Source organism: Enterococcus saccharolyticus subsp. saccharolyticus, from assembly GCF_029023825.1.
In the GTDB taxonomy this organism is placed as follows: domain Bacteria; phylum Bacillota; class Bacilli; order Lactobacillales; family Enterococcaceae; genus Enterococcus_F; species Enterococcus_F saccharolyticus.
This window is the reverse complement of sequence record NZ_CP118957.1, coordinates 1,357,650-1,380,371: the sequence shown is the minus strand read 5'-3', so window position 1 is coordinate 1,380,371 and position 22,722 is coordinate 1,357,650. Positions and strand designations below refer to the sequence as shown.

At 35.3% G+C, this 22,722-nt stretch carries 29 protein-coding genes and 1 other annotated feature (1 of these 30 cut by a window edge); of the genes, 20 read left to right on the top strand and 9 right to left on the bottom strand.

Annotation, left to right across the window (positions count from 1 at the left end):
* Position 1: 1 nt before the first annotated feature.
* From PYW32_RS07170 to PYW32_RS07160, 3 genes are all read left to right on the top strand, one after another.
* Entirely contained in the window at positions 2 to 214 is a 213-nt protein-coding gene (locus PYW32_RS07170) for a hypothetical protein (protein WP_016174996.1), read from the top strand.
* 7 nt (positions 215 to 221) lie between these two features.
* Complete coding sequence (locus PYW32_RS07165; RefSeq protein ID WP_016174997.1) at positions 222 to 509, top strand: MFS transporter; 288 nt, start codon at positions 222 to 224, stop codon at positions 507 to 509.
* 166 nt (positions 510 to 675) lie between these two features.
* Positions 676 to 1,728, top strand: a complete 1,053-nt coding sequence (locus PYW32_RS07160) for a GGDEF domain-containing protein (protein ID WP_016174998.1) — start codon at positions 676 to 678, stop codon at positions 1,726 to 1,728.
* 59 nt (positions 1,729 to 1,787) lie between these two features.
* Here the strand turns inward: PYW32_RS07160 and PYW32_RS07155 are convergent, their stop codons facing one another.
* A complete protein-coding gene (locus tag PYW32_RS07155) occupies positions 1,788 to 2,615 on the bottom strand; it encodes an SDR family NAD(P)-dependent oxidoreductase (RefSeq protein ID WP_016174999.1) in 828 nt (275 codons plus the stop codon).
* Positions 2,616 to 2,765: 150 nt separating this feature from the next.
* Between PYW32_RS07155 and PYW32_RS07150 the strand changes: the two genes are divergently transcribed.
* Both PYW32_RS07150 and fabF read left to right on the top strand, forming a co-directional pair.
* Positions 2,766 to 3,308, top strand: a complete 543-nt coding sequence (locus PYW32_RS07150; RefSeq protein ID WP_016175000.1) for a TetR/AcrR family transcriptional regulator — start codon at positions 2,766 to 2,768, stop codon at positions 3,306 to 3,308.
* A complete protein-coding gene (fabF, locus tag PYW32_RS07145) occupies positions 3,305 to 4,534 on the top strand; it encodes a beta-ketoacyl-ACP synthase II (protein WP_016175001.1) in 1,230 nt (409 codons plus the stop codon). The genes PYW32_RS07150 and fabF overlap by 4 nt, the downstream gene beginning before the upstream one ends.
* Positions 4,535 to 4,801: 267 nt before the next feature.
* Here fabF and PYW32_RS07140 read toward each other — a convergent pair whose 3' ends face one another.
* Positions 4,802 to 5,515 carry a hypothetical protein gene (locus tag PYW32_RS07140; RefSeq protein WP_016175002.1) on the bottom strand — a complete coding sequence of 238 codons (714 nt, stop codon included), beginning with the start codon at positions 5,513 to 5,515 and terminating at the stop codon, positions 4,802 to 4,804.
* Between the two features lie 14 nt (positions 5,516 to 5,529).
* Complete coding sequence (locus tag PYW32_RS07135; protein WP_016175003.1) at positions 5,530 to 6,303, bottom strand: alpha/beta hydrolase; 774 nt, start codon at positions 6,301 to 6,303, stop codon at positions 5,530 to 5,532.
* Positions 6,304 to 6,458: 155 nt separating this feature from the next.
* Between PYW32_RS07135 and PYW32_RS07130 the strand changes: the two genes are divergently transcribed.
* Together PYW32_RS07130 and PYW32_RS07125 are read left to right on the top strand one after the other, a co-directional pair.
* Positions 6,459 to 7,346, top strand: coding sequence for a FecCD family ABC transporter permease (locus tag PYW32_RS07130; RefSeq protein WP_249023804.1), 888 nt, complete (start codon positions 6,459 to 6,461; stop codon positions 7,344 to 7,346).
* Positions 7,327 to 7,488 (top strand): iron chelate uptake ABC transporter family permease subunit, encoded by a 162-nt coding sequence (locus PYW32_RS07125; RefSeq protein ID WP_169627242.1) that lies wholly within the window; start codon positions 7,327 to 7,329, stop codon positions 7,486 to 7,488. Before PYW32_RS07130 ends, PYW32_RS07125 begins: the two co-directional genes overlap by 20 nt.
* Positions 7,489 to 7,748: 260 nt before the next feature.
* Here PYW32_RS07125 and PYW32_RS07120 read toward each other — a convergent pair whose 3' ends face one another.
* Complete coding sequence (locus tag PYW32_RS07120) at positions 7,749 to 8,009, bottom strand: metal-sensitive transcriptional regulator (RefSeq protein WP_016175006.1); 261 nt, start codon at positions 8,007 to 8,009, stop codon at positions 7,749 to 7,751.
* Positions 8,010 to 8,157: 148 nt separating this feature from the next.
* Here PYW32_RS07120 and PYW32_RS07115 point away from each other — a divergent pair, with 148 nt between their 5' ends.
* Genes PYW32_RS07115 through PYW32_RS07105 form a run of 3 tightly spaced genes read left to right on the top strand, consistent with a single transcriptional unit; the run spans position 8,158 to position 10,412 of the window.
* On the top strand, positions 8,158 to 8,472 hold the full coding sequence (locus tag PYW32_RS07115; protein WP_016175007.1) for a rhodanese-like domain-containing protein: 315 nt from the start codon (positions 8,158 to 8,160) through the stop codon (positions 8,470 to 8,472).
* Between the two features lies 1 nt (position 8,473).
* Positions 8,474 to 10,123 carry an FAD-dependent oxidoreductase gene (locus tag PYW32_RS07110; RefSeq protein ID WP_016175008.1) on the top strand — a complete coding sequence of 550 codons (1,650 nt, stop codon included), beginning with the start codon at positions 8,474 to 8,476 and terminating at the stop codon, positions 10,121 to 10,123.
* The gene (locus tag PYW32_RS07105) at positions 10,116 to 10,412 is read left to right on the top strand and encodes a rhodanese-like domain-containing protein (protein ID WP_016175009.1); all 297 of its coding nucleotides are present in this window, start codon (positions 10,116 to 10,118) and stop codon (positions 10,410 to 10,412) included. The genes PYW32_RS07110 and PYW32_RS07105 overlap by 8 nt, the downstream gene beginning before the upstream one ends.
* 72 nt (positions 10,413 to 10,484) lie before the next feature.
* On the opposite strand, the gene PYW32_RS07100 is transcribed toward PYW32_RS07105, so the two are convergent.
* The 3 genes from PYW32_RS07100 to PYW32_RS07090 all read right to left on the bottom strand — a co-directional run bounded on the left by PYW32_RS07100 (position 10,485) and on the right by PYW32_RS07090 (position 12,409).
* Positions 10,485 to 11,369 carry a zf-HC2 domain-containing protein gene (locus PYW32_RS07100; protein WP_016175010.1) on the bottom strand — a complete coding sequence of 295 codons (885 nt, stop codon included), beginning with the start codon at positions 11,367 to 11,369 and terminating at the stop codon, positions 10,485 to 10,487.
* Entirely contained in the window at positions 11,369 to 11,848 is a 480-nt protein-coding gene (locus tag PYW32_RS07095) for an RNA polymerase sigma factor (protein ID WP_016175011.1), read from the bottom strand. The genes PYW32_RS07100 and PYW32_RS07095 overlap by 1 nt, the downstream gene beginning before the upstream one ends.
* Positions 11,849 to 11,959: 111 nt before the next feature.
* Positions 11,960 to 12,409, bottom strand: a complete 450-nt coding sequence (locus PYW32_RS07090) for a YbaK/EbsC family protein (RefSeq protein WP_016175012.1) — start codon at positions 12,407 to 12,409, stop codon at positions 11,960 to 11,962.
* A 279-nt stretch (positions 12,410 to 12,688) separates the two neighbouring features.
* Here PYW32_RS07090 and PYW32_RS07085 point away from each other — a divergent pair, with 279 nt between their 5' ends.
* The 3 genes from PYW32_RS07085 to PYW32_RS07075 all read left to right on the top strand — a co-directional run bounded on the left by PYW32_RS07085 (position 12,689) and on the right by PYW32_RS07075 (position 14,787).
* Positions 12,689 to 12,817: a hypothetical protein gene (locus PYW32_RS07085; protein ID WP_016175013.1), complete on the top strand. Its 129-nt coding sequence runs from the start codon at positions 12,689 to 12,691 to the stop codon at positions 12,815 to 12,817.
* A gap of 145 nt (positions 12,818 to 12,962) precedes the next feature.
* The gene (locus tag PYW32_RS07080; RefSeq protein ID WP_016175014.1) at positions 12,963 to 13,811 is read left to right on the top strand and encodes an HAD family hydrolase; all 849 of its coding nucleotides are present in this window, start codon (positions 12,963 to 12,965) and stop codon (positions 13,809 to 13,811) included.
* 19 nt (positions 13,812 to 13,830) lie between these two features.
* A complete protein-coding gene (locus tag PYW32_RS07075) occupies positions 13,831 to 14,787 on the top strand; it encodes a glutathione S-transferase family protein (RefSeq protein WP_016175015.1) in 957 nt (318 codons plus the stop codon).
* Positions 14,788 to 14,830: 43 nt separating this feature from the next.
* Here the strand turns inward: PYW32_RS07075 and PYW32_RS07070 are convergent, their stop codons facing one another.
* The gene (locus PYW32_RS07070) at positions 14,831 to 15,700 is read right to left on the bottom strand and encodes a LysR family transcriptional regulator (protein ID WP_016175016.1); all 870 of its coding nucleotides are present in this window, start codon (positions 15,698 to 15,700) and stop codon (positions 14,831 to 14,833) included.
* 100 nt (positions 15,701 to 15,800) lie between these two features.
* Between PYW32_RS07070 and PYW32_RS07065 the strand changes: the two genes are divergently transcribed.
* The 7 genes from PYW32_RS07065 (at position 15,801) to PYW32_RS07035 (ending at position 20,613) form a co-directional block, all read left to right on the top strand.
* On the top strand, positions 15,801 to 16,271 hold the full coding sequence (locus tag PYW32_RS07065; protein ID WP_016175017.1) for a YbaK/EbsC family protein: 471 nt from the start codon (positions 15,801 to 15,803) through the stop codon (positions 16,269 to 16,271).
* Between the two features lie 9 nt (positions 16,272 to 16,280).
* Positions 16,281 to 16,547, top strand: a complete 267-nt coding sequence (locus PYW32_RS07060) for a DMT family transporter (RefSeq protein WP_016175018.1) — start codon at positions 16,281 to 16,283, stop codon at positions 16,545 to 16,547.
* Positions 16,548 to 16,899: 352 nt separating this feature from the next.
* Positions 16,900 to 17,211: a hypothetical protein gene (locus PYW32_RS07055; protein WP_248636472.1), complete on the top strand. Its 312-nt coding sequence runs from the start codon at positions 16,900 to 16,902 to the stop codon at positions 17,209 to 17,211.
* A gap of 72 nt (positions 17,212 to 17,283) precedes the next feature.
* Positions 17,284 to 17,694 carry a hypothetical protein gene (locus tag PYW32_RS07050; protein ID WP_071859200.1) on the top strand — a complete coding sequence of 137 codons (411 nt, stop codon included), beginning with the start codon at positions 17,284 to 17,286 and terminating at the stop codon, positions 17,692 to 17,694.
* 69 nt (positions 17,695 to 17,763) lie between these two features.
* A complete protein-coding gene (gene nfsA / locus PYW32_RS07045; RefSeq protein ID WP_016175021.1) occupies positions 17,764 to 18,510 on the top strand; it encodes an oxygen-insensitive NADPH nitroreductase in 747 nt (248 codons plus the stop codon).
* A 159-nt stretch (positions 18,511 to 18,669) separates the two neighbouring features.
* Positions 18,670 to 20,034, top strand: coding sequence for an MFS transporter (locus PYW32_RS07040; RefSeq protein WP_016175022.1), 1,365 nt, complete (start codon positions 18,670 to 18,672; stop codon positions 20,032 to 20,034).
* Between the two features lie 153 nt (positions 20,035 to 20,187).
* On the top strand, positions 20,188 to 20,613 hold the full coding sequence (locus PYW32_RS07035; protein ID WP_016175023.1) for a GNAT family N-acetyltransferase: 426 nt from the start codon (positions 20,188 to 20,190) through the stop codon (positions 20,611 to 20,613).
* A gap of 77 nt (positions 20,614 to 20,690) precedes the next feature.
* Here PYW32_RS07035 and PYW32_RS07030 read toward each other — a convergent pair whose 3' ends face one another.
* Entirely contained in the window at positions 20,691 to 22,133 is a 1,443-nt protein-coding gene (locus PYW32_RS07030) for a catalase (protein WP_016175024.1), read from the bottom strand.
* 416 nt (positions 22,134 to 22,549) lie between these two features.
* Positions 22,550 to 22,722 (top strand) — a binding site (T-box leader) (it continues 67 nt past the right edge of the window).

Genomic DNA, 22,722 nt, shown 5'->3' with positions numbered 1-22,722 from the left:
AATGTCCGCTTTTTCACGTTATGCTACAATTCAAATTGGTTTAACTGGAGTACAATCTTCCGCTATTTTATTGGTTGCCAATCTAGGAGCAATTGTCTCGTTTATTCCAATCGGGATTTTTTCTTCTAAGTTTGGACGTAAATTTACGATACAATTAGGTGTTGCGCTATTGACGTTTATTTTTTTTTACAACGTTTTTTTATCAGCAATTTAGTCCACTCATGTACATTAATTTTCTGTTGGCTGGTTTAGCTTGGGCAGCAATCAATGTGAACTCATTGCCCATGATATTGGAGATGTCTGATAGTAAAAATATTGGTAAATATACTGGATTGTATTTTACTTTTGCGCTGTTGGCTCAAATTATTCCGCCAATTTTATCTGGAATACTTTTTGATTATTTGGGGTATAAAATCTTATTTCCATATGTAACGTTTTTTGCTTTCTTAGCATTTATTACAATGTCGCAGGTGAAACACGGCGATTCTTTACCTGCGAGTAAGGAATAAACAGGGAATACTCGTTCAATTGGAGGGATGCGTAATTTTACTAAGCCGAAACGAAATATTCCTCCTCTTCCAAAGCACACTTATTTTGTTATGGTTAGTATAAGAGTAGAGATGATTGATAGGTAACAAAGGAATGTTGTTATTGTCTAATTGGAGGGCTAGGAAAATGGAAGTAAGTATATTGGCAGATTTATCAGTCTTACTGATAGCTGTTTTATTTTTCTTTCTGATAAAAAGTGGAGAAACAGATTATATTGAAGACTCTCCTAGAGAACGACTACAATATATATTTTTTGTCGTAATTGTAGGAATGTTGTTGCTTCAATTTTCAGTAGTGGTACAAGGTGCACGTTATGATTACCGATTTCTACTGTACGCATTGACGATTAAATATATTGGACCAAAAGTCGCATTACCGAGTATAGTCATTATTAGTATGGTGCGCTTCTTTTGGGGAACGGGTATTGCGGCATGTACGTCATTGTTATATGGGACTATTTTAGTTTTAACAATTTCTAGTGTAAGCCGAGTATTAAAAAAGTTTTCAAATGATTTTGTCCATCTATTACTGCTGGTTTTTTACACATTATTTGTTGGCGCAAGTATCAATTTAATTGTACATGGCAATTTTTTTAAAGATAGTCAAATGTACCTCATTTTAATTATTTCAAGTTGTATGATGATTGGTATTTTCTTATGGATTATCCAAAAAATTCAAAACATTCGCGAAGAATCAGAATTGGATTTTTTGACACAATTAAAAAATAGTCGGAAATTTTACTTAGATATTGCGAGACTGAAAGAAGAAAAAGACTATTACTTGTGTATACTTGATATTGACTTCTTTAAAAAAATCAATGACTCATTTGGACATCAATCTGGTGATGATCTATTAAAGAAAATTTCTCTACTATTTCATCAGCAAGAATCTGCAAAAATTAGATTTTATCGCATCGGTGGAGAAGAATTTGCTTGTTTAGTCGAAGAATGTTCATGCGATGAGACTTATGATTTAATGGAAACTATTCGGCAATCTGTACAACAAATAAATACGAACTTACAGGATGAACATGGTGAGACCGTCACCGTTACGATATCGATAGGGATGACTAAACTAGCGAATGTCACTGCCATTCATCAATCCATCCATCAAGCTGACGAAGCGTTGTATCTTGCTAAAAATTCTGGAAGAAATTGTGTGAAGGTATATTCTGTGTAATCGCTAGTAAATGAAAAAGAATTTCTTGGATGTTCATAACCAAGAAATTCTTTTTTTGTTTATTTACTTAATTCATTAAGAAATTGGTTGAGTAAAGGCAAATCTTCTTGATGAATATAGTTTTGAATGTGTTGCACACGAGGCGGTCCGTATAATTCATTTAAATATTTGGGTCCAATATAGCTACCAGAGGGCAAATCTTGTTTGATGGCTAAAATAGCTGATTGTGCTCCTTTTTTAGGCGATTGACCCAGTCGATTTGTGAGGTGACGGATGATTTGTTTTTTCCATCCAGAAATTCTACCATCAAAAATGGCTGTGTTAGAATAACCCGGATGAGCTGCCAGAACTTGCCAATTTGGTTGTTTTTTCGAAAATAACTCAGTTAGTAATAAATCTGCATATTTACTTTGTCCATACATTTCTGAATGTCCTTGTTCTGTGACTGCTTGGAGATTCAACCGTTTGTGATGACCTACAACACTACTCATAAAAACACATTTAGGCTGTTGCGCACGCTCTAATAAAGGAGTCAGTTGTTTGGTTAATAAATATGGTCCTAGTGTGTTCGTGACCCATACATTACTAAAGTGTTGCCCCATAAAAGGAAGTTGCTGTCCAGAATTATCAAAGATTCCGGCATTATTCATTAATACGTCAATTTGCGAGTAATGATGTGCTAAATATTCTGAAAAAGAAGTAATGGATTGTTCTGAACACAAATTCAGCTCAAGAACTTCCGAACTGCCTGCGAAGTTTTTGGCAACTGCATTGCCATGTGCCACATCTCGACAGGCGATAATTATATGATTTTGTTGATCGGATAAAGCTTGTGCAATTTCATAACCTAATCCACGATTGCCACCAGTCACCACAATATTCTGCATGTTTTTGCTCCTGTTCTTGATTGTTTATAGGTCTAGTATATCGTTTCGATGGAGGTCTGTCATTTAAGTCACAACTTTTTATTTGATAAAAGCTTGCTAAATAATGGGAATTCTTATAAACTTACTTTCAGGTAAGTAAGGAGTGTGTTGATGAATAAAAGAGAAGAAATCATTCAATTAGCTATTTCTTTTATAAAAAAATATAGCTTTCAAGAACTTAGTTTTGGTTATTTAGCGGAACAATTAAACATTACCAAAGCAGCGATTCATTATTACTTTAAAAACAAAACTGATTTAGGCATTGCTATCTGTGAACATTTAGAAGAAACGTTTAAGCAGCAACAACTTTATTTTGAGCAGCATTCAGAATTATCGGCATATCAATCACTTGAAAAACGCATTGCTTTTTTATCTGACGGAGAAATTTGTCCAGCAGTCAGCTTACAATCTGATTTAAATAAATACGATGAAGCCTTACAAAAAAAGGTCATTGAATTAGCCGAAGTCGAGTATCATACGTATGTCCAAATTTTAGCTAGAAAAATGGATTTAGAACAAGCCCAAATATTGGCACAAGCGCATTTAGCAAGTATCAAAGGTGCACGTATTTATAATCGAACGCTAGCAATTCCATTTGAGCAAACGATTTTGGAAAGAGTAAAAAAAGAAATTAATGAGGTGGAAAGAACATGAAAAGAGTAGTTATAACTGGTTATGGCACAATTTCATCTAGCGGGAAAAATTCTGAAGAATTATGGGAGAATATGACACAAGGCAAAAGTGGGATTCAGGCATTAACGGATTCAAACTTTGACGATTCGCCAACAAAACTAGGTGGCGTAATTAAAGAGTATGATATTGATGCGTATTTAGACAAAAAAGAAAGCAAGAAAACCGATCGCTTTACACATTTTGCAGCTATCAGTAGTCTACAAGCTTTAGAACAAGCACAATTTAAAGAAGCAGATTTTGACTTGAATCGTTGTGGTGTATTTATCGGTACAGGAATCGGTGGGATTAATTCTTTAATAGAAAATCAACATATTTTGGATGCAAAAGGGAGTCGTCGTGTCTCACCTTTAGTTGTTCCTAAAATGATTGCGAATATGGCAGCTGGGTTTGTTTCCATCAAAACAGGGTTTAAAGGAGCGACCATGTGTCCAATTTCTGCTTGTGCAACTGGTAATCAAGCTATTGGAGAAGCTTTTTTAAATATTAAATATGGCTTGAGCGATGCTATTTTGGCAGGAGGGACAGAAGCTTCGATTACACCGTTAGCGTATGCTGGTTTTAGTAATATGAAGGCAATGTCGACCAATAATGAGCAACCTGAACAAGCTTCGAGACCTTTTGATAAAAAAAGAGATGGTTTTGTTATGTCTGAAGGTGCCGGTGTTTTATTTTTAGAAGAATTCGAACATGCTATGAAACGTGGTGCAACCATTTTAGGAGAAATCGTCGGTTATGGCATGACTTCTGATGCGTATCATATGACTGCTCCGAGTTCAGAAGGAGCCATTCGCGCAATGCGTTTGGCATTGGAGATGGCACAACTAGCGCCTAATGAAGTTAATTATTTAAATGCACATGCAACAAGTACGGGTGTAGGTGATATTGGTGAAACCAAAGCAATTAAAGCAGTATTTGGTGAATACGCCAAAGAACTACCTATTAGCGCCACGAAATCCATGACGGGTCATTTATTGGGTGCAGCAGGCGGAATAGAATCAATCATTTGTTTGAAAGCATTAGAAAATAATATTTTACCACCAACGATTAATTTAGATGAACCTGATGAAGAATGTGATTTATTCTATATACCAAATGAAAAAATAGCTAAAAATACTAGTATTGTCATGAGTAATGGTTTTGGCTTTGGTGGACATAATGCCACTTTGGTCATGCGAAAAGTAAAATAACGATAAAAAGAAGGCGTACTCGACCACTGAGTACGCCTATTGACTGCACTTGTTTTCCGCCGAGTACAGGATAATTATAACGGAAATTTTTTATTTATATGTTACAGAATGGCTAAAAATTGATGTCGTAATGTTTAAAAATGAAAGGGTTTCACTTGTTGGGACGTTTTCATTGTTCAATAGTTAGAAAAAGATAGTTTATAAACTTGCAAAGGTACGTAATCAAAATAAAAGAGTTTGGAAGAAAGGGAGCTCTTCCAAACTCTTTTATTTTTCAGCAATTGGTAAAAAATCAAGTAATTGATGCGCATGTTTATCTAACATTATTTGTTCTGGTTGAATATTTTGCTCGCGTAAGACAGTAATTGTTTGAATCAAAAATTCATCGCTACCTACAACATAATACAGACCATTTTTATCAGTGGCTAGATCTTTGACTTGTTCGTAATACGCAGGGCGATTATTCACGAATTGGGCAGTGAAATTTTTCTCTGCTGTTGAAGTAAAAATATCCGTAAATAAATAGTCTCCTGAAGAATCAATATTTAACGAATGAATATTTTGAACGCCGTCTGTACGTTCAAAATACTCTAAGACAAGTGTACGGAAAGTAGCTAAACCAACACCCGCTGAAAGGAGATAAATCGTTTTATCCTCTCGTTTTAGAGGGACGTGTGTATGTGTTTTAAAAAGGGCGACTTCTTCACCAATCCCCATATTTTTCAAAATAGTTTTAAATTCAGAGGATTGTTCTTTTATCCGTGTGGTAATCCCTACTGCTTCTTCGTTTGGCAAAGTAGAAATTGACATATGACGGACAAGGCTACGATTGGGTTTTTCTCCAGTATTAAATCCTTTTAATGCTAGATGAAGATGCGAGCCTTCTTTCCAAGTGTAATCTACTGGGCAATCCAATAAGAATGTTTTAACTTCAGGGGTTTCTTCAATAATTTGTTTGATTTTTGTCCAATAAATTTGCATTTGTGTTTCTCCTTTTATTGTTCTTTTCCATAATGCCAACGAAGCGCATGGATAAAATGGGGGCTAAAAAAGTAAACATCGTGTGTGCCTTCAGGATGTGTTTCAAATAACAATTGAGAAGGTGAGAAACCTTCTTGCTGTAAGGCAGTATATGCTTGCTTAGTGTACGTAACCATCTCTTTTTGTGCCGTCTCACGATAAATACCTTCTAATGCGCCAACATAAAGATACATCTGATGCTTATCACGATCAATTTGTGGTTTTTGATATGTTTTTCCGAAACGAATGATAGTTTCTCCTTGCATGTATGGGACAACATCTTCATACCAAAAAGAGGCCGATAAAATAATGTATTTATGAAAAATTTCTGGATAGTAATAAGAAGCAAAGATGGAAACTAATCCACCAAAGGAACAACCAGCAATAGCTGTATGCTCTGGTGAGGGATTGGTTGCATAAGTTGCATCAATAAAGGGTTTGATTTTATGAACGAGAATATGTAGATATTCTTCCGCTTTGCCACTTGGTGTTGGTTGGTTTGGAAAAAGAGGCGGAGTCTCCCACGGCGTGTAGTCATCATTCCGGTCAATCGGTGTAATACCCACAATAATAATTGGTTCGATTTGCTTAGTAATTACGAGATGGTCAATATAATTTAAGGCTTGTTTAGCTGCATTACCACCATCATGCATATAAATAGTGGCATATTTTTTCGATGTATCGTATCCCGTAGGTAAGACGATTGTCACTGGATAATCATGAATGATTTCTGTTCTAATTTGTAGCAAGCGAATTCCTCCAATGTCACTAGATTTAAATTTACCCTTGATAAAAAGAATTTCTTGCATGTATGTTTGATAATGAGAATCATTCTTAATTGAAATTGTAATACAAAAAAATAAAAAAAGAAAGGGTCAAAATAAAACATCTATGAATGCTAACCATGAATGTTAGGGAAAAAGATGAAAAAATAAACCTTTATGTTGTATTAATCGGATTAATTATTTTACTATTCTTCACCATTATTATTGGGGTGAGTGTAGGAACATTGAGAATTCCTTTTGAGCAAACATATACTATCTTTGTTGAAAAGTTGTTGGATTTAGAACCATCAAATGTAACATATTCCGGTGTTCTTTGGAAAATTCGTATGCCGCGTGTGCTAATGGGCGTTGTTGTCGGTGCCGGTTTATCCCTATGTGGCATTGTTATGCAAGCGGTCGTTCAAAATCCATTAGCGGAACCCTTTTTATTAGGAATTTCTGCTGGCGGGTATTTAGGTAGTGGGGTACTTGGATTAGTGAGTGGGTTAGGTTTAGCCTTTACGGCGTTTTTAGGCGCATTGAGTGCTGCTGTTTGTGTGCTATTTCTCTCTTCTTTTCGTAGTAGCATTACCACGACGAAATTAATTTTATCGGGAACGATTGCGAATGCGTTATTTACAGCGATTGCCAATTTTATTATTGTTTTTTCTGGAACAGATAATACGATTGCTCGTGTGACCTACTGGACAATGGGCTCCTTATCTTCAGCTAAATGGGATAATTTATTGTTACCAACGATTGCGGTTGGTACTGTTACAGCGTATTTTTTAACGCAATATCGGACATTAAATGCGATGTTACAAGGTGAAGAAATTGCTATCACATTAGGGATTCGATTAAATTTTTATCGCAAAATTTATACTTTACTGGTAGCTTTTTTAACAGGGATTTTGGTGGCAACGTGTGGCATTATTGGTTTTGTTGGTCTAGTTATTCCACATATTGCGCGAGCACTTGTAGGGCCAAGATCATCGGAAATTGATTCCGGTGGCTATTTTAATCGGTAGCACCTTTTTAGCAGCAGTAGATATTCTTGCTCGAACGATGATTGAAAACAATGAGTTGCCGATTGGGATTTTTACAGCGATTGTTGGTGCGCCATTTTTTGCATTTATTATTATTCGTAAAAATTATCAATTTAAAGAATAAAGGAGAGCAGGATGGATTTAACAGTTGAAAAATTCGAAATCTTTTTAGGGGCAAAAAAAATTATCAATAGCGTTGATTTACAAGTAAGAAAGCTGCGTTTATACAACGACATATGATGATTTTATGGATTACGGTGTGCGAATTTTTGACACATTAGAAATGTTAGGCAATCAGCTGTATGGAGAGAATACCCAAAATTAATCGATAAAAATGCAAGAAGCTTTTGTTATCAAAGTTTCTTGCATTTTTTTATGGTGTAATTATTTTTTTATAATCATGTTGATAGCTTGTGTTAGTTTTTTTTCTTGTTCTTCAGGATCATCATCAGGGGAAACAAAACAATTTTTAAGGTTTTCTGCCACAATCATCCCCATCACGCGGTCAATGCTAGAACGAACGGCGCTCAATTGTGTGATGACGTCGATACACTCTTTTTCGTCTTCAATCATTTTCTGAATACCTCGGATTTGTCCTTCTGTTCGTCGTAACCGATGAATGACTTTTTTTTTATTTTCTTCCATAGTAACCCCTACCTTTAAAATCTATTTATTTTCAATATACCTCTTATGGGTATGTTAGTCAAATGTTGAATTGTATAAAAATAGCTTGACAAAGTGTTTAATCGATAGTTTAATATACCCCATAAGGTATGTTTGTGAGGTGATAAAAATGTTTAATTGGCTAATGGATCGGATACCTTCAATTAGTGTTAATGAGCTAAATAGTCGTATATCAAAAGAAATTACCATTTTGGATGTACGGACATCAAGTGAATACGGTGGAGGGCATATACCTATGGCTAAAAATGTTCCTTTAAACAAAATTGATCGATATAACGAGCAAGTAGGAACAATATATATTATTTGCCAATCGGGAGTACGCAGTCGACAAGCGACTAAAAAATTACGTAAAAAAGGCTATGAAGCAATTAATGTTCGTGGAGGAATGAATCAATGGACAGGGAAAATACGAGGAGGAAAATAAGATGAAAGTGATTATTATTGGAGGCGTTGCTGGTGGAATGTCGGCAGCAACACGTTTACGTCGTCTAATGGAAAAGGCAGAAATTATTGTATTAGAAAAGGGACCAGTTGTTTCTTTTGCGAATTGTGGTTTGCCTTATTATGTGTCTGGAGAAATTGCAGAACGTGAACAACTAGTTGTGCAAACGCCAGAAGCGTTGAAAAATCGTTTTAATATTGATGTGCGCCCTTTTCATGAAGTTATTGCTATCTCTCCAGAATCTCATACAGTAACGATACGGACAAATGGCCAAGAGCAAACAGAATCTTACGATAAATTAATTTTATCGCCGGGAGCAAAACCCTTTGTCCCTACAATTGAAGGCTTGCATGAAGCGTCAAATATATACAGTTTGAGAAGCATTCCTGACGTAGATCAAATTATGGCAGGGATTACGAGTCAGACAAAACATGCAGTAGTCATTGGTGCAGGATTCATTGGTTTGGAAATGGCTGAAAATTTGAGAAAACGTGGTTTAGAAGTGACGATTGTTGAAAAGGCGCCACAAGTATTACCATCATTAGATGAAGAGATGGCAGCATTTGTCGAAGCAGAATTACGCAAACAAGGAGTCACGGTAATTACTGCACAATCAGCAGTTCGGTTTGAAGAGGTTGGTAAAAAAATTATTTTAGAAAATGGTCAAGAATTAATTTCAGATTTGACGTTATTATCTGTAGGTGTAGCACCAGAAAATCACTTGGCGTTAGAAGCAGGATTAGATACCGGATTGCGTGGAGGAATTTTGGTGAATGAGCACTATCAAACGAGTCATCCAGATATCTATGCTGTAGGCGATGCAATTGTCGTTCGTCAACAAATCACTGATACAGAGGCATTGATTTCGCTTGCTTCTCCAGCAAATCGTCAAGGCAGACAAGTCGCAGATGTCATTGCAGGATTAGATAGAAAAAATCAAGGAAGTATTGGAACCGCAATTGTACGTGTATTTGATGTTACTGCGGCGACTACAGGATTAAGTGAACGCACCGCAAAATTAGCGCAATTACCTGTATCTGTGGTGCATATTACGGGAAAAGATCATGCTGGATATTTTCCTGGTGCAACAGATATCACTTTGAAACTAATATTTAACGCAGAGACGGGCGAAATTTATGGTGCACAAGGAATTGGTGCCAAAGGTGTTGACAAACGAATTGATATCTTAGCGACTGCGATTAAAGGGAAATTAACCATTTTTGACTTACCTGAGTTAGAATTGACGTATGCACCACCGTTTGGTTCTGCGAAAGATCCAGTAAATATGTTAGGGTATGCCGCCATGAATCTTGCTGAAGGATTAAGTGAGTCGATTCAATGGTATGAATTGGAAACAGAACTGGCGAATGGAAAAGTTTTGCTAGATGTTCGTACAGACGAAGAACTGACTCGTGGCAAATTTAAAGAAGCTTATCATTTGCCATTAAACGATTTGCGTCAAAATATTACTCAATTAGATGCTGATAAAGAATATATTGTCAGTTGTCATAGTGGGCTACGTAGTTATATTGCTGAACGGATTTTAAAACAAGCGAATATTCAAGTGAAAAATTTAGATGGTGCATTTGCACTTTATCAAATGGTCAGACCGGAGGCGATTGTTTATGTATAATTCAATTGGGATGGCTGAGTTTGAACAAATAATCAAACAAAAGCAAGTATCGGTTCTTGATGTTCGTGAAGCAGAAGAATTTCAAAATGGACATCTTCCACAGGCAGTTAATTATCCTTTGAGCGAGCTAGGAATAAATGAACAAACCTTACCTAAGCAAGAAAAACACTATGTCCTATGTCAAGCAGGCGCTCGTTCTGAACGTGCGTGTCAACTATTGAGTAGCCAAGGTTATCAAGTCATCAACGTAATGGGTGGGATGTCTGCCTGGCGTGGTGCAATAGAATAATTATTTGAAAATAGGAGGCAATATAGGGCAGTTAAATTAGTCAAAAACCTAAGGGAAGCAATTAGCATGCCCTTAGGTTTTTTTAGTTGAAAATAATTGATTTAGCAAGAGATACCCACCATATAATACCCCTGTGAGTAAACATATGAGATAAAAATCACGCGCTGCACTATAAGAAGTGGTCGATAGTCCTTTTATGAGTAGATGACTCAAAAGATAACTGACAGATATCAGAAAGATATGTTTGAAAATAGTTGCCCATTTTTTATCTCGTAAAACAATTGCTAGAATACCATTGATAATCATCAATAAAAAAGCGCCTACTAAATAATAAGCTAAAACTAATCGAGGTAAAGTAGTCACACTGCCATCAAGATAAGGTGTATCTCCATAAATTAATTGATCTTGATAATCGTTTCCAGGGTAATAATAAACAGCTTTAATTTTTTCACTATTGGGGTTCAATATCGTGTTTTTCCTTTGTTTGGACGGGAATAATTGATTCCAAGAATTATTCCATGCTGTGATGTGATAGATATAATTTAAACCGTCTTTTGTTAGTTGTTTTTCAACTTGAAAATTTGCTACTGTATCAGAAAATTGTGCAACAACTAAGCCGTTTTCTGTAGTGTTCAATTGAACATTTTCCTGCTGGTAAGGTAAATAATTGGGAGCGGTTAGAAATCCTCCAATTACAAGCGTTAAAATCAACGTAAGTAAACAAGAAAAAATCCCGATTTGTCGTTTTTTCTTTTGAATATTTTTTTGAATGGTGATGAAAGGAGCAGGATTCGTTTCTATAGGTAATATAACGGACTGTCTTACTAACTCTAATTCGTGACGACATTCCTTACAAGATTGAAGGTGCTGTTCTACAAATACTATAGAATCTTCGTTTAACAAGTCTTCTACATACAAAGGTAATAAATCTTTTATGACATTACAAGTAAGTGTCATTATTGTTCCCTCATTTCGTTTATTAATTTTTTTCTAGCACGATGGAAAGTGACGCAAGCCCAATTATTTGTTCTACCAAATAATTGTCCAATTTGTTGGAAATCTAATTCACCAAAGACCCGTAAATAAAAGACTTCTTTATAAGTTTCTGGAAAATGATGAAGTATTTGAATAATTTGTTCAGAGGATTCTTTTTGTAGTATTGTTTTCTCAATGTTAATATTGGCTTCTGTTTGAATGTCTGCAATATTGACAAAAATTTTATTTTTACGGGTATAAGAAAAATAAGTATTTTTAGCAATTTGAAAGAGCCAAGTTTTAATGTCGCTTTCCCCTTTGAAGGAATCAATTGATTGTATCGCTTTAAAAAAAGTTTCCGATGTTAGGTCTTCTGCAAGATGTTTGTTTCCGCAGAGGCGATATAAAAAGCGATAAATATCACCAAAATAATCATTATATATTTTTTCAAGCTCTGTCACTTTTTCACCCCCTATTTATTAGACGCAAACATTGCTAAATTCTTACATATTTTGTTTGATTTTAAATATTCTTAATAAATGAAAAAGAGGCATAGTTAGCCTCTTTTTCATTTATTCACTTTGTAATAAGTCCGCAACTATGGGCTGAATTAATTTAATTAATTCGTCTACAGCAATGATGATGCCTTTATAACGCTCACCAGCAGAAATAGCAATTTTATTAAACTGATAGATAGTAGCATCAAATAAGAAGAGATAATCGGGATGATGTAAAAAGATACCAACGGGCGTATTGGCGCCATGAGGATAACCAGTTAGTTCAAAAGCTATTTCGATAGGTGGCAATCCTATTTTGCGATTTTTTGTAAGCTTTGCTGTTTTCTTATAATCTAATCGGTTATTTAGGGGGACTAGTGCAATGATGGGACCTGTTTTATTTCCTTTTAAAACTAATGTTTTAAAAATAGGTGTAGTTGTTTGATTGCGTTCTTCGGAAAATAAATAAGATTCAAATGGAATATTTTTGGCGTATAAAAAATTTTCGACTTCAGTTTTAGACATACTTTTTCCTTTCTATCGAATCATGAGTGTAATAGGGAAAATCACACGTTTTGATTTATTGTTCAGTTATTCTGCTGTATATTTTACAGGATTATTTTTGATTTTCACAATACTATACTTGAGTGTATCAAAATAGGAACCCATAATAGATTAGGTATTTCATTAATTAGAGATTATTTTGTAGATTGAAAGAAAAGAATTCTTGAAAAAAATGACGTTGAACGTTATGATGGGAAGCGTGCTATTTAAGTAGTCGTGTAAATAAAGGCGGTGGAAATAATGAATTCAAAAGAAAAAATGCTCGAATTAATTAAAAAGAAACAAGGTGGCGGAAGATCAAAACAGATGGAAACGCCAAAAAATGATCGTAAAAACATGCGCAAAGGTCCAAAGATTTATAATAAATAAAACGAATGACTGTTTGTAGATGCTAGCTGGATAATCCATCTAGCATTTTTTTATAGGTTAGAATGAGTATATTTAAAATGAAAGGTATTGGCTAAATGTTACATGCTTGTTTGTCATGTTATACTTATAAAGAAAGGAGAAAAATATGACAAAAAATATAATTGCAATTGATATGGATGGCACGTTATTGAACGAGCAACAGCAAATCTCCCAGGAAAATATCGATGCAATCAAGCAACGTGCTAAACAGGATTTAGTGTATATTTGTTCAGGAAGAGATTCGTTTGATATTCGTACTATTTTAAAACGAAGTAATTTGCAGATTCCAGTTGCCTCATTGAATGGTTCACTTATTTTAGATGGTGATACGAAAATTTTTTCGAATCCGTTTACAAATAGAGAAATACGCGCGATGTTCCAACATATTGAAAAGCTGCCGTTTAAATTGTTTACGAATAAAGGCAATTACAATGCCCCGAATTTTATCGAATGCATGCAAGATTTTTTTCAAAAATATGGTGAAGCTGCCAATCAAGAACGAGAACAAAATAATTTAACGTATCTGCGTGCGTATGAAAAAAGTACCGATTCTGAACTTTATCAACCAGGATTATTGGATGATGAGGAGTTAGAAGTATACAAATTAGCTATTTATCTACCAGAAAGTGAGCTGAGTCGCCAATTCTATCAGACAATCAAAACAGAATTTCAATTACCGATGACATCTTCTGGATTGAGTGATTATGAACTATTACCTTTAGGCGTGGATAAAGGTAAAACCTATGACTTAATGTTGGATTATTTTCATCTTTCTGATACTAGAAAAGTAGCGATTGGCGATAGTCCTAATGATTTACCGATGATGGCCGTTGCAGATGTGTCGTTTGCTGTGGGAAATGCAAGTGAGCAAGTGAAAGATTTTTGTACCCATGTAGTTCCGTCAAACGACGAACATGGGGTTGCCTATGTATTAAATAATATTGAGTCATTTTAATCAGAAAGGTGGAGTATAAATGGGAATTTTACTAAAAGGACAATGGTATCCAGATAGTCAATATGCCAATGATAAGGGAGAATTTGTTCGTAAAGATTCGCAATTTCGTAATTGGATTACACCGGACGGTCATGCAGGGCCGACAGGAGAAGGTGGATTTAAGGCGGAAGCGAATCGTTATCATTTATATGTTTCATATGCGTGTCCTTGGGCATCCCGCGCATTAATGATGCGAAGTTTAAAAGGATTAGAAACAAGCATTTCGTTTTCGGTTGTCAATCCCTTAATGCTTGATAATGGTTGGACTTTTGAAGAAGCTGATGGCGTGATTCCTGATCCTGTTATTCATGCGAAGTATCTTTATGAAATTTATACCCATGTTGATGAGGAGTACAGTGGACGTGTGACTGTACCAGTGCTATACGATAAAAAACAAAATAAAATTGTTAGTAATGAATCATCAGATATTATTCGCATGTTTAATGACGCATTTAATGAAGTAGGAGCGAATGCAACTAATTATTTACCAAAAGACAAGTTATCCGAAATTGATGAATGGAATGAAAAAATTTATCATGATATCAATAATGGTGTCTATAAAGCTGGTTTTGCGACCAAACAACCAGTTTATGAAGAAGCAGTAACGCAGTTATTTAAACGGTTGGATGAAATTGAAGAGATTTTAGGACAACGTCGCTTTTTAATTGGGGATAAACCGACAGAAGCTGATTGGCGTTTATTTCCAACATTGGTGCGTTTTGATGCGGTATATGTGGGGCATTTCAAATGTAATTTGCGCCAAATTAGAGAGTATAAACATTTATGGCGTTATACGAGAGAACTCTATCATTGGCCAAAAATTGCTCAAACGGTCAATATGAATCATATCAAACAACATTATTATAGGTCTCATAAATTTATTAATCCAACAGGCATCGTATCGAAAGGGCCAATAATTGATTTTAGTTTAGATTAGTCAATAACCCCCATATGTCTATTGATAGACATGTGGGGGTTATTTAAGATAATAAATCAATATGATCTAGAATAAATTGAATAAAATATTTACTTGCTAGAGGAATCATTTGTTTTTCTTTAGATAAAATCCCAATTTTTCGTGTAATTGTAGGTGTGATTGGCAAAATAGTGACCTGGTAATTGGTTCTTTTCAATACCAGTTCTGGTAAAATACTTACGCCTAATCCTTCTTCAATCATAGCTAAAATTGAATAATCATCATGAACCCTCAGACGGATATCTGGTTGTAAATCTTTTTTCTTGAAAGCTTCCAATGGCTCACTTAAACTGCCTTCTTCGAGTAGTAGAAAAGGTTCTTTTGACAATTCTTCTAAAGTGACACTAGGAAGTGTCGCTAATAGATGATTGCAAGGAAGAACCGCTTTTAATTCGCCTTCTTTTAAAAAAATAGTATCTTGGTGAGGGACAGCATCTGGATTAATAAAACCAAAATCAATTTCGCCTTTATTAATCAATTCAGGAATTGTCGTGTAATCCGCTTGATATAAAATGAATTCGACATTTGGATAGTGTTGTTGGAATTGTTTGATTAATGAAGGTAGCCATTGTGAAGAGACACTAGAAATTGTTCCGATACGAATGACACCAGTTTTTAATCCTTTGATTTCTTCAACCGCTTCTTCTAAAAGTTGTTGATGTAAAATTGTATTTTGAATAAAAGGAAAGAGCTTTTCTCCTTCTAACGTTAATTGGATACCTGCACGTGTTCGATACAATAATTGGATTGAAAATTCTTCTTCAAGAGAGGCAATCATTTGGCTGATAGCAGGTTGTGTATATCCTAAACTTTGCGCAGCTTTTGTGAAACTGCCAGTCTCTACAATTTTTTGTAACGCAATGAATCGGTTCATTGTATAAGCACCTCTTATCTATTTATAAGAAAGATTAATTTTAATTATTTTATCATTTACTATGGACTACTTTTTAAACAGAAACAACAGGAGGTATTTTATGTCATTAGAAAATGTTCAAGCTTATTTTTCAACTTTAGGGTTAGCAGACAAAATTAAAATATTAGAGAATTCAAGTGCAACAGTGGAAGATGCAGCGCACGCATTAGGTTGTTTACCGGAAAAAATTGCGAAAACAATGTCTTTTGCCGTGACAGAAGAAAATCCTATTTTAATAGTGATGGCTGGCGATGCAAAAGTCGATAATAAAAAATATAAGTCTGTTTTTGGAACACGTGCGAAAATGCTGGCTAGAGATTTAGTAGAAGCTGCTATCGGTCATCAACCAGGAGGGGTTTGTCCATTTGCGATTAATGAAAATGTGGCGGTTTATTTAGATGAATCTCTAAAACGCTTTGACGTAGTGTATCCTGCAGCTGGTAATGACCATAGTGCTGTTGAGTTAACATTAGACGAGTTAGAAAAATACGCGAATGTTACGGAATGGATTGATGTTTCGAAAGGGTGGTAAGGGACACAGATGAATGAAGAAGTAAAAGGTCATGTCTTAGCAATGCTGACGATTTTTATTTGGGGAACCACGTTTGTGTCAACAAAATTATTATTAAGTGATTTTTCGCCCATTGAAATTTTATTTTGTCGTTTTTTTATTGGTTTGATAGCATTGTCACTTTTAGTATTTAAACGTTTTCGTTGGACAGGCTGGCGGAGAGAGCTGATTTTATCGATTGTCGGTCTTTGTGGTGTAACCTTGTATTTTTTATGGATTAGCCTAGAACACCCGTGATTTCAATCATAGGATGAATCGGCATCAGTTGTGACCTCGCTTTAGCTAGGTTAAACAACTGATGGATATAAACTAAATAACCGAAACAGTTATCATTGATGGCAGTCGGCAAAAGACAACTACTGAACTGGATAGTCTATTAGTTATTGCTGATAAAGCATATCTTAGGATTGAGGGATTACGCTTTCAAAATTTTTCTTCAAACAATGACGATGTTCCCACTGGTTTACTTATTACAGGGAAAAGTCATGACATCTTAATCAACGATTGCCAGATTTCACACATTCAAACCAAAAATCCGAATGCTAAACAAGCCAATACCCATGCTTTAGCTGTGTATGGTGATCAGGAAGTGCCAATCTATCATTTGGACATTACGAACTGTGATCTTTTTCAAAATAGTTTAGGTTTGAGTGAAGCGCTAGTGTTAAATGGTAACGTCAAAAAATTTACAATTGCTAAAAATAAAATTCGTGACAATGACAATATTGGGATTGATATGATTGGTTTTGAAGGCACAGCGCCTAAAAATGACTTTGTCAGAGAAGGCATTTGTGAACAAAATGAACTTTGGAATAATTCGACCACGCGCAATCCTTCCTACCAAGAAGCATCATCGGCAAGTATTTATGTCGATGGTGGTCGCGATATTGTGATTCAATAAAATACTATTTGGCAATCAGATATTGAAATTGAAGCAGCAAGTGAACATTACAAAAAAGCAACACAGCAGATTGTGATTCGGAATAATTTGATTTACGACTGTAAAGAAATTGCGGGCATTGCTTTTGGTGGCTATGATCACGAGCGGGGAAGTGCCTCTGCGATTAAAATTTACAATAATACATTAGTAAACAACTTGGTTCATATTTTAGTACAAGAACATGCCCAAGTTCCTTCAAACGAAATTGTCAATAATATTCTTTATCAAGGAGAGCCTTATGAAGGAGACCTGACAGCTATTGAACAAACAATGAATTTTATAGGAGACCCAATTTTTGTTGATGAAGAAACAGGTGATTTTCATTTGTCGACTCAATCTCCAGCTCGCAATCAAGGAATCGTTAATCAGTGGGGAGGCACGGCTGATTTAGATGGAAAACAACGAGTAGAAAATCAAAAAATACATTTAGGTGCATTTCAGTAATACTTGTTATTTGAAAAAGGAAGCAATTGACGGTAGAATGGTTTCTAATTATGGGAAGGAGGAGAAACAATGGATTTTCTAGAGCAATTGACCAGTCACACCTCAGCTCGTTCTTTCCGTGAGAAAGCACTGTCAGAACAATTGAAACAACAATTAATACAAGCTGCGCAAAGTGGTTCTTCCTCAAATTTTGTTCAAGCCTACTCGATTATTGAAGTGAAAAACCCGGAAAAATTAGCAGAAATCGCAACAATTGCTAATTTTTCTGGCTATGGTGCAGAACATGGTGTCTTTTATCTTTTTGTAGCAGACTTGAATCGTAACTATCAAATTGCAAAACGTGCCAATCGTGACTTAGCTGCTTTTGCATCAATGGAATCTTTCTTGGTATCTGTTGTGGATACAACAATTGCGGCTCAAAATATGACAGTTTATGCAGAATCACAAGATTTGGGTATTTGTTATATCGGGGGAATTCGTAACGATATTTTTCGTGTAGCAGAAATGTTCAATTTACCTCAGCTCACAGTGCCGCTTTTTGGAATGATTGTGGGGTATCCAAACGAAAAAAATGAAGTGAAACCACGGCTATTTCAAGATGTAATTGTTCAGATTGATGGTTATCAAGAGATGGAGGAAGTGACTCTTGATAATTATGATGCTGTCATGCAAACCTACTATCAACAACGGTCGAATAATACACAGCAAGCAACATGGAGTCAAAAAATTCAAGAACATTTTAAAATAAACCGTCGTCCAGAAGTAACAGATTTCTTGCAAAAACAAGGATTTGACTTTTTTGAAAAAAATCGTTAGAGATACTTGACGAAAAAAGAGTTCTATTTTATGATTAAGTTCAATAAATCGTACAGATAACACATTTACTTTGGTAGGTGTGTCGAAAGAGAGGCGGTTTCTATTCATTTAGAAACTGTCTCTCTTTTTTTTTCGATGAAATTGGAGGAGAGAGAGTACATGCAAGAAAAAAATATCAAACTATTACCAGCAATTATTGCTACGGGAATGATGTCGTTTGCAGGTGTCTTGATTGAAACCGCAATGAACGTGACTTTTCCAACTTTAATTAACGAATTCGGAATCACAACTGGGCAAGTCCAGTGGGTAACGACTATTTATTTATTAGTTATTTCGATATTTGTTCCTTTTTCAAACTATTTGTTAAAAAATTTCTCGATTCGCAAATTATTTGCAATCGCCAATCTCTTTTTTATCTTGGGTCTATTAATTGATTTTTTTGCGATTAATTTTCCGATATTACTAGTTGGACGTTTTTTACAAGGCGTGAGTACAGGGATTGCTTTACCGTTGATGTTCCACATTATTTTGACATTTAGTTCCCCTGAAAAGCGAGGAACCATGATGGGAATTGGCACAATGACTACTTCGATTGCTCCAGCTTTAGGACCCACGTATGGAGGGATTTTAACGGCGCATTTATCATGGCATTATATCTTTTTATTATTGATTCCGATATTACTGGTTTCATTGGTGATGGGGGTTATCGCTATTCCTGAAACCAGCCCACAAGGAAATAGTCGATTGGACGTCTTAGGATTACTTGGAGTAACGTTACTATTTACTGGATTTTTAATGTTTTTAAATCAGATTCATCAATGGCAAGCACTCATTTGGTTGGTTGTTGGGATCGCTGGATTAGTTTTATTTTATTATCAATCGAAACATGCGAAAGAGCCGCTCGTTCATTTAGATATTTTGAAACAAAAGCAATTTCGAGTCTTTTTATTTGGTTTTTTAGTTTGTCAGGCATTGTTATTAGGTGTGTCATTTGTTTTACCGAATTTTGTTCAAATTGTTTTAGGAAAAGATGCGTTTGTTGCAGGGTTATTAATGTTACCAGGGGCAACAGTTGGTGCAGTCTTAGCACCGATTTCAGGTAATTTATTGGATCGATTTGGTAGTAAAAAGCCTATTTTAATCGGACTAACATTGGCGATTATTGGCTGGACAGGATTAACCATCTTGTTGAAACAACCTTTGTTAGTGACTTTAATCGCAGGTCACGTGGTTTATATGATTGGGATTGGTTTATGTTATAGTAATATGATGACTACTGGAATGAACCAATTAAAACAAAGAGAATATGGCGATGGCAATACGATTTTTAATACGTTGCAGCAATTTGCGGGTGCCGTGTCAACTGCTGTTGTGGCAACAATCATTAGTTTAGTCCAACAAAATGGAACCAATATCATTGATTCCACTATCAAAGGCTCACAAATAGCGATGGTCGTGTTACTCATTTTATTACTCGTTATCTTTTTACAAAGTATGGTATATTTCAAAAAAAATCGTGCATAATATCTGGTTCTTCCAAATGGTTGCGTATCATTTGGAAGAATTTTTTTATTTCCGCAACTATTATCGCAAATGTAATAGTTGTAGAAATACTAAATTAGACTGCTAACGAGCCGTACTGACTATGTTACAATGTCAGCAAGAGGTGAACAGATAATGATAATTAAACAAGCGGAATTAACCGATGTTCCAGAACTATTAACTTTATATCAAGAACTACTTCCTTTTGAAATGACGTTAGTTGAGGCTAAACAAACAACAGCAAAAATGATTCGCGATGAAACTTATTTTTTAGCAGTTGCTAAAGAAAATCAAGAGATAGTAGGGACTGCTCTAGGAATTTGTTGTCAAACAGTGACCGTTCCTTTTTTAGTGATTGAAGATGTGATTGTTAAAGAAAAAACTCGCGGGAAAGGCGTTGGACGTCAATTAATGATGGCGCTTGATGACTTTGCTACGAAGAATAATTGCGCATATGCTGTTTTAGTATCTTCTGGTTATCGTAAAGCTGCCCATCAATTTTATGAAAGTGTAGGATTTACAGAAGGTGTTAGAGGATTTCGTAAAGTGTATGTCGAATGATAAAAAATGGCTGTAACTTCAGTCTCTGTAATAGCAAAATAGCCGGACGAATTTTTACGATCGTCCGGCTATTTTTTCTACTTGTTTTTTACAGTAAGACCTAGACCATCGGCAACTGCTTGTCCATAGGCTTCATCTGCTTGATAAAAATGTAGTAATTGTCTTTGTTGAATTTCAGGGTAAGTGACTTGACTTAACGATGCAACGATATTTTCAACTAATCGTTGTTGTTCATCGATAGGTAACAAACGATACAAATCACCTGCTTGGCTGTAGTAATTGTCGTCGTATGTGTAATTTCCAATTGATCCCTCAATCGCATAACGTGAAATTTTGGCAGCAGCTTGTTCTTTCACGCTATTAAAACTATTTGGTTCGTAGTTCACACTACTCGTTCCGTTATCCATGCGCATGGCACCATCTTTTTGATTATTTCGTACAGCTACTTTTGGTGCGTTGATTGGTAATTGTGAACTGTTTGCGCCCACTCGATAACGATGAGCATCACCATAAGCGAATAAACGTCCTTGTAACAATTTGTCAGGAGAAGCTTCGATACCAGGGACAAAATTACCAGGACTAAAGGTTACTTGTTCCACCTCAGCAAAATAATTTTCTGGGTTACGATTTAATGTCATCGTTCCAACTTCGATTAATGGATATTTCTTTTGAGAAATGGTTTTAGTGACATCAAATAATAATTCTTTCATTTCTAAGCCTTCTTCAAATGGAATAAGTTGTACATGTAAGGTCCAAGAAGGCGTATCTCCATTTTCAATCGCATGATACAAATCTTCTGTATGATAATCAGGATTTTCACCAGCAATTTTTGTGGCAACATCTGCTAACAAATTTTTCACGCCTTGATTGGTTCTAAAATGATATTTTACCCAAAATTGCTCATCATTATTATTGACCCATAAAAAAGTATGACTACCGTAGCCGTGCATGTGGCGATAGGTTGCTGGAATACCACGATCACTCATTAAAATAGTAATTTGATGTAGTGACTCTGGCGAAAGGGACCAAAAATCCCAGACAGCATTAGGATTTTTTAAATGTGTTCGAGGATCACGTTTTTGAGTATGAATAAAATCTGGAAATTTGATTGCATCTCGAATAAAGAAAATAGGTGTATTATTGCCTACAATGTCATAGTTTCCAGTTTCTGTATAGAATTTAACAGCAAAACCGCGTGGGTCACGTAATGTATCTGCAGAACCTAATTCACCGGCAACAGTTGAGAATCGCGTGAATACAGGTGTTTCTTTTCCAATTTCTGATAAAAAATCGGCTTTTGTATACGCAGAGACATCATTAGTCACTTTAAAAACACCATGTGCGCCAGCTCCTTTGGCATGAACCACTCGTTCAGGGACACGTTCACGATTAAAGTGTGCAAGTTTTTCTAATAAGTGAACATCTTGTATTAAAACGGGGCCATTTTGACCTGCCGTTAAAGAATTTTGATTATCTGCAACAGGAGCACCCTGAGCAGTGGTTAAATAATTTTTTGTCATGTAATTACCTCCTAGTTTATAATAATTATAAACTAGGAAGGTACTCACTTCAATTTTAATACTGAAATATTTGATAATTCTAAAGTGTTTAGCAGAAGTTATTCTCGTTTAGATAATTTGTTTGTCATTTAAATTAAACTAATTATAAATAGGAAGCGTCCTGATAGAATTGTGAAAAAAATAATTTCTCATGATAAAAATGAAAGCAATTATTTTTCTGAATACTCTGAATAAAACAAATCGTGAACGTTTTTATCTATGGTTATAAAATTAGAAAATGATGTGTTTTTATCGTGTTTTCTTTAATTTTAATTGACTTATTTTTTGAAAGTGACTAGAAGTGATTAGAAATTTCTATCGCAACATTCGTTGACTTTACCCTACAGGAAAGCTATTCTTTTGCTAATTAAGAAATAGACGTTGCGTAGATAAGATAAGTACATGCATGCATCATTTAGATAGAGAACTCTGGTCGGTGAAAAAGAGGAATGATAAAACATGGAAAATGGTCTTGGAGCTTTTGGTTGTGAGTTGACAAACGAGCAGTCAACGGAGATGTCCGTTATCCCATCGATTCATGTCATATGAA